At 74.6% G+C, this 1031-nt stretch carries 1 protein-coding gene and 1 pseudogene; one reads left to right on the forward strand and one right to left on the reverse strand.

Annotated elements, in window-relative coordinates:
* Positions 1 to 792 (forward strand): PP2C family protein-serine/threonine phosphatase (locus MCM47_RS41430; RefSeq protein ID WP_238951913.1); only part of this gene is annotated, 792 nt, incomplete at its 5' end.
* A 131-nt stretch (positions 793 to 923) separates the two neighbouring features.
* On the opposite strand, the pseudogene MCM47_RS41435 reads toward MCM47_RS41430, so the two are convergent.
* Positions 924 to 1031 (reverse strand): annotated as a pseudogene (locus MCM47_RS41435) (DUF2516 family protein); the annotation flags it as partial.

A 1031-nucleotide genomic window follows, 5' to 3' on the forward strand; every position in this document is an offset into this window, starting at 1 on the left:
ACCCCCCGCCTGCAGCGCCACCTGCTGCCCACCCCGCTGCTGGACGGCGCCGGACTCTCCTTCACCCGGCGCTACCGCCCCGGCCGGCGGCGCGCCCTGCTCGGCGGCGACTTCTACGACGCCGTGCGCACCGACGACGGCACCGTCCACGTCGTGATCGGCGACGTCTGCGGCCACGGCCCGGACGAGGCCGCGCTCGGGGTGGCGCTCCGGATAGCGTGGCGCACCCTGGTCTTCGCCGGGCTCACCGGCGAGGCCCTGCTCACCACCCTCCAGCACGTCCTGGAGCACGAGCGGCGCAGCGACGAGATCTTCGCGACGCTCTGCATGCTGGTCATCGAGCCCCGCGAGACCACCGGTCGGCTGGACGAGCTGGGCGCCGTCGAGACCGCCCGGCTCTACCTCGCGGGCCATCCCGCACCCCTGCTGCTCGGCTCGGACCACAAGCCGGTCATGCTGCCGGCCGACCTGGCCGGCCCGGCGCTCGGGCTGCTCCCCTGCGACGACTGCGACGCCGTCTGGCCGGCGCACCGGCTCGAACTGCACCCCGGCTGGCGGCTGCTGCTCTACACCGACGGTCTGATCGAGGGCCGCGTCGGCGCCGGATCGCGCAGGCTCGGCCAGGACGGACTGGCGGACCTCATCGGCGACCACCTGGCCGCCGGGCTGACCAGGGGTCGGCTCGTGGACAGTGCGATCGCGGAGGTCGAGGAGCTGAACGGCGGCGCGCTGGCGGACGACGTCGCCGTGCTGCTGCTGGAGCGCAACCCGGTCCAGCTGATCCTGGGCTGACGCGGGCGGCGGAAGGGGTGAGCCCCGGTGCTCGCGGATCGGTCCCGCGAGCACCGGGGCTCACCCCTTCGATCATGTCCGGTGCGCATCGACCCCGCACCGATCGTCCGGCGCGGGTCGACCCGGCTGGTCTACCAGGGGCCGTACGGGCCCATGTTCCGGTCGTTCCGGCCGCCCCGGCTGGTCAGCGCCCGGATCGCCGGGCGCACGTCCACCATGTAGACGATGGCCGCGACCAG

The organism is Kitasatospora sp. A2-31, from assembly GCF_022288725.1.
Taxonomy (GTDB): Bacteria; Actinomycetota; Actinomycetes; order Streptomycetales; family Streptomycetaceae; genus Kitasatospora.